The organism is Bacillus sp. GMa5/1 (genome assembly GCF_050172015.1).
Taxonomy (GTDB): domain Bacteria; phylum Bacillota; class Bacilli; order Bacillales; family Bacillaceae_G; genus Bacillus_A; species Bacillus_A cereus.
Window position 1 is genome coordinate 1 of the sequence record NZ_JBNLYC010000276.1, and the last position, 4,062, is coordinate 4,062.

Sequence of the window (4,062 nt, forward strand, 5' to 3'; positions counted from 1 at the left end):
GGCAAAACTCTTCATATAGACATAGAAGGTGATATTGGGAACGATTCATTTAAAGGTTACATCAATGGTGAATACATAAAAATGAAAAATGTATATCAAAGTGTTTACTCAATGCCTAATGTTACAGAGACAAACATCCAAAAAAACGTAGTTAATTTAGTAGATAATATGTTCGTGAATATTGCTAGTAAATCAATTCGAAGATCCGGGATGTATTTCATTGGAAATCGTGCGATGTTAACAGGTAAAAACCCTAAAAACATGAACATTAAAGTCGGTCAAAAATACAATGATGATTTACCACTAATTAATATGCTAGGATTAATCGCAAACAAATCAGTTCAACTTGAATGGGAACGAACAGAACAACTGCCACAATCAATCAATGTGACTGTTGACCTTATTTCAGCTATCCCAGCAAGCCAATGGACACCCGTAAACGCTAAACATTTAGAACAACGTTTTACTAATTCAAATCATGTTGTAGTGGTTTATGTAGGAGAAGAGCAGGTAACAGTGAGCTTAACATTTAATAGTGCAAACATTACACAAGAGGGCGTTCCTCCGTTATTTGCAATTCTTGAAGGGGAAGAGGAGATGTTTACTGATTTCACTAAGCTATATGCAAAAAAACTTGAAATCAAAAAAATTGACGGCTCCTTCTTTAAAAACAAAAAGATTTTACATTCTGATATTGGGGATGGAACAACTGAGTATATCTATACAGTTGGCGTGAACCCTGTAATTGATGCTTGTAGCGGTGAAAGACGTGGTGTCGGTCATGCTACAGAAGAAGCTGTAAAATTATTAAATCAAGAACGTGGCACAAACATTAAACGCCAACAATTCTCTCAGATTCTTCAAGATATAGATCATAAATACCATGAAGAGGCAACAACACACTTTAATATTACAAAAGTGGAACAAGCTGAACTAATCCTAGAAGATACAGATGAAAAATATGTAAACAATACAGCCAGTGAAGCTGAAGTTTTATGTGTGTATGGTGGGGGAAGTATTACTTTTAAAGATGAATTATATAATCAATTATTAGAGTATTGTGAGCGAGTTGGAATGTACTTATTGTGGATTCCAGAGAAATACGCTGTAGATATGAATGCTAAGGGGATGCAAATTATCAAGAAAATTCTTTCTCGAAAAAAGGTGAAATAGTATGTCCGACAAAAAAAGAGAATCCTTCTTCTGGAACCTCAAGAAGATTGAGAATGAAGAATTCTTTAAATGGTTCGAGTCACAAAGCAATATAGCCGATTCTTTGTATAAACTTGTTTGCTATTTTATTGATAAACACGGATTACAAGACGTGGCTGATTATAAGATACAGCAACAAATGCAAAAAGAAATTTTACTTCAAGATAAAGACTTTTTAAATGATGTTAAGCGTATACTTTTAAATAATTCAAACCTTACTATTCAAAAAGAAAGCCAAGCAAATGAAGAAGAGGTAGCCGATTCAAATAGAATAATCTCATCTAATGAAAAAAATTCTACTTCTAAAGATACACATATAGAAAATGAATCAACAGCTGAAAAAGCGGTACTTAAAGATGAATATGAAGACCTGGATACAGCCAATTTATTTGGTAACTAACGTTATAAATCCATGATAAAAAAGAGTCCCTATTTTAGGGACTCTTTTTTATCATGGATTTAAGTTTTTCTACATCTTATCAATAATAATTTGTCTTTTATACCACTGATTTAATTTATCTTTAGCCGTGCCTGAAAGGCGTTTTGTTTTCTTATTATAAAACCTAGAAAGGGTAGGTTGTGATATACCTATTTCTTTTGAAAGTTCTCGCATTGTAATATTTTTATTCATATGGAAGAATGATATTTTTTCTCTAATTGAATTTTCATAATCATCCACATCTAAAGTGTTATTTTCTATTTTCACTGGAGACTCTTCTTGTATGATCTCTACTGTTTTTTTCTTCGCTATTTTTTCTATTGAATTCATTAATTCTTTCGGCGGTAAAATTATTATACCTAACTGAGCATAATAGTTCTTAAACCAATTCTTCTTTGTTAACATTTCCTCTTTTAAATCTTCACTGTACTCCCAATGTGATATTACCTTTTCCTTCTCTAAATCAATAAGAACATTTTCTAACTGTTCACGAATACGATTTGGCTTTTGATTTTGATTTATACCCATGACAGCCAGTAATCCCTTATCTCCTCCTATAGAGTAAGGCCTTTTTAAACTAGAGAACATTTGACGAATTCTCCATTGCCAAGTTAAATAACGAATCAATCTCTTATGATATTTATGTCTATAACTATTATATTCTAACGCTTTTTTTGATAATAGTGCCGTTGTACTACTAGAACCATATAAATAACTTGATAAGAAGCTCCCTGGCTTAATCCTGCAAGATTCTATTCCCATATATTCGTTAGTGTTAGTATCTCTCCAAAGTACCACAGAATCTAATACAAAAAGCCTCTTAATAACTTCTCGCTTTACTTCATAATATTTACCTGCTTCAGCTCGATCATTTAATACAACTACCTCATTATCATCATTTAAATAGATAAAAATACTTGCTAAGGCAGCAATACGTTTGGCAACCTTTATTTTATCTTCTGCTCGATAATATTCTGTGTTATTAGCCTTTGCTTTAGGTATGCTACACATTTCTAATACCTGATTATATGAAAAATCTATGAATTCATCAGGAGACTTTGCCTCTTTTAACCACTGAATAGTAATTGCATCTAAACAGTCAGCAGTTAAATCATCCATATTACTCATTACACCATCAACCAATGTATTCCAACGAGCAGCTTCTTCAATATTTATTAATCTTAAATCTTCATCTTTATGTGAAGAGAGTTGTGCAACTCCACTACTATCTTTCGTTTCAATTGGATAAGATTTCAACTTTGTATTTTCATCTTCTTCAAATTGATTCTTTGCTATACCATCTCTTAATTTATAATAAACCGCAGAATTATTCACTTCATAGTAATTCTCGTGCTCTAAACTTGTATTAGATTCCTTTGGTTCCTGCACAGTTTCATTGTTAGCTCTTGAAAACTCTTGCTCCACAAATAATCCTATCGCCACATCAATTTCAATTTGGTAAGCTTCTATGTTAGTGAATATTTCCAAAGAGGAGATTCCCTTTTTTTGTTGCTGTTCAAGCCACTGTACAAGCATTGAAAATGATGGGGAAAAATAGTCCGAAGTTACGATCCTACTAGTATCTTCTTTAACTTCTAAGTAATAAGCATTCCATTTATACCACAATTGTTCATTATGTTTATAGATAGGTGCTGATATTACTAATGCATCTTTAAACAATTGTAGAACATTATCCATATACATCCTTCTCCTTATTTAATTTACAATTGAGAATGATTTAAACTTAAATCTATATAGCCTTATGATGTTCCTATTCATGAAAATAAAAAAGAATACAGTAAGTTCTATCCAACCATCCTTTAGTGATAATCTAGCACGTATGCTTATAACCACTTCTTTTACTGATTATACAAGACTGTATCCATTTGGAAAAGGTAAGACGTTATAAGAAACCTAATATTTTTCAAGGAATTAGCTGAAACATGAAATTTTTTTGCGATATCATGTCCCTTTTGATTAAACATGAAAAAGCTAGGTTATTCATGTTTAAAAATTGCCCTTGTATATATGGTAATACTCATTAAAGTTTGCATACAAAGTGAAAATTTATAGCGGTATCATGTCCCTTTTGACTAAAACATGAAAAAATCCTGTCTTAAATGTTTCATGAAATTAAACTATATATTTTTTTCATAATCTTTTTTACCCTTGATACAAAAGGGTTTCTTCTATATTCAAGGTATGAAACAAGAAAATTTATAGCGGTATCATGTCCCTTTCTTGTTTCATAAATCCTCCTAAACCCCTTATATACCATACATTTATACAACATCTTCTCAAATTTCAGGGAATTATAAAACATGAAAATTTATAGCGGTATCATGTCCCTTTCTATCTGAAAAGATGAATCACCCCTAGCGGTATCACGTTCCTTTTATAAATACCAAATT

Annotated in this window: 3 protein-coding genes; 2 read left to right on the forward strand and 1 reads right to left on the reverse strand. The window is 31.5% G+C overall.

Annotated elements, in window-relative coordinates; genetic code table 11:
• Both ACQGSG_RS27210 and ACQGSG_RS27215 read left to right on the forward strand, forming a co-directional pair.
• On the forward strand, window positions 1–1,173 hold a 1,173-nt coding region (locus tag ACQGSG_RS27210; RefSeq protein WP_426948490.1), incomplete at its 5' end, for a ParM/StbA family protein.
• A gap of 1 nt (window position 1,174) precedes the next feature.
• Window positions 1,175–1,612, forward strand: a complete 438-nt coding sequence (locus tag ACQGSG_RS27215) for a hypothetical protein (RefSeq protein ID WP_061660634.1) — start codon at window positions 1,175–1,177, stop codon at window positions 1,610–1,612.
• A gap of 69 nt (window positions 1,613–1,681) precedes the next feature.
• On the opposite strand, the gene ACQGSG_RS27220 is transcribed toward ACQGSG_RS27215, so the two are convergent.
• Window positions 1,682–3,349, reverse strand: coding sequence for a helix-turn-helix domain-containing protein (locus tag ACQGSG_RS27220; RefSeq protein WP_426948492.1), 1,668 nt, complete (start codon window positions 3,347–3,349; stop codon window positions 1,682–1,684).
• Between the last annotated feature and the right edge of the window lie 713 nt (window positions 3,350–4,062).